Below are 1,525 nucleotides of genomic sequence, written 5' to 3' on the forward strand. Positions count from 1 at the left end.
CCCTCTCTGTCAGCCTTGGGTGAGACATCCCGCTCTGTCGGGTTAGCCTGAGAGGGCACGACAGGAGAATCACCCCTTATGACCAGCACCGAACCGGCCGGGTCCGACCCGGCGCCGAGGCCGAAGCGCCGCACTTTCACCTCGGAGTACAAGCTGCGGATCGTCGCCGAGTACGACGCGGCGCCCAGGAACGAAAAGGGTGCGGTCCTGCGCCGGGAACGGCTTTACCACTCGCATGTCAAAGAGTGGCGGGCCGCCCGGGATGCCGGGGCCCTGGAGAACCTGGTCGACCGGCGGACGAGCCCGGCCCGTGCGAAGAAGTCCGCCGCGGAGGTGGAGAACGAGAAGCTGCGGCAGCAGGTGGCGCGGCTGGAGAAGGACCTGGCCCGGAACAAGGCCGCGCTCGAAGTGATGGGAAAAGCTTCCGCGCTCTTGGAAATGATCTCCGAGAGCGCGGACTGAAGCCTGCCGCCGGCCCTGTCGTGGACGAGGCGTTCACCGATGTCCAGGACCAGCTGGGCGTCTCGGCCGCGTGCCGGCTGACCGGCCGCTCCAGAGCCACTCACTACCGCAGTCTCAAGCCCCCGACGGTCCGCGCACCCCGCTCCCCGGTGCAGGTGCAGCCGTCGGCTCTGACGGACCAGGAGCGCACTGCCGTCCTGGAGTTGATGAACGGCGACGAGTACGCCGAGATGGCGCCCGCCCAGATCTGGGCCCGCGAGCTGGACGCCGGGCGCTATCACTGCTCGATCTCGTCGATGTACCGGATCCTGCGTGAGCAGGGCCAGTCCGGTGAGCGCCGACGGCAGGCCACCCACCCGGCCAGGGCGGTGCCCGAGCTGGTCGCCACCGGGCCCTCGCAGGTGTTCACCTGGGACATCACCAAGGCGGCCGGACCGGCCAAGGGTGTCTGGTATCACGCCTACGTGATCATCGATATCTTCAGCCGGTACATCGTCGGCCACACCGTCGAGCGAGCTGAATCAGCGGTTCGGGCCGAGGAGCTGATCCGCGAGACCATCGCCCGCAACGGCATCGTGCCCCAGACCGTGCACGCGGACCGCGGCACCTCGATGACATCGAAGAAGGTCTCCCAGCTACTGATCGATCTGGGCGTGACACGCTCGCACTCAAGGCCGAAGATCTCCAACGACAACCCGTACAGCGAGGCCCAGTTCAAGACCACGAAGTACATGTCGGACTATCCCGAACGGTTCGATTCGCTGGCCCACGCACGCGAGTGGTTCGACGCGTTCATCGCGTATTACAACCATGAGCACCGGCACTCGGGTATCGGCTGGCACACGCCCGCCTCCGTCCACTTCGGGACCGCCGAGGAGGTCCGCGACCAGCGCGCCGTCACCCTCGCTCAGGCATACGCCCGCCACCCCGAACGCTTCGGCCGCCGCCCCAGACCACCCGAGATACCTCAGATGGCCTGGATCAACGACCCGGCCAAACGGAGAGACCCCGCACCACAAACCTCATAGCGTCACGACCGTCTCACTGGACTTGAAATCTTCCG

The 1,525-nt window shown here is 66.7% G+C and carries 2 protein-coding genes; both read left to right on the top strand.

What is annotated here, in order from left to right; all coding sequences use genetic code 11:
• The first annotated feature begins 78 nt into the window (after window positions 1-78).
• The gene (locus E6P78_RS33135; RefSeq protein WP_206307984.1) at window positions 79-462 is read left to right on the top strand and encodes a hypothetical protein; all 384 of its coding nucleotides are present in this window, start codon (window positions 79-81) and stop codon (window positions 460-462) included.
• 20 nt (window positions 463-482) lie between these two features.
• Window positions 483-1,490, top strand: coding sequence for an IS3 family transposase (locus tag E6P78_RS32460; protein WP_240799470.1), 1,008 nt, complete (start codon window positions 483-485; stop codon window positions 1,488-1,490).
• The last annotated feature ends 35 nt before the right edge of the window (window positions 1,491-1,525 follow it).

The organism is Streptomyces sp. A0958 (assembly GCF_004795035.1).
GTDB lineage: Bacteria > Actinomycetota > Actinomycetes > Streptomycetales > Streptomycetaceae > Streptomyces.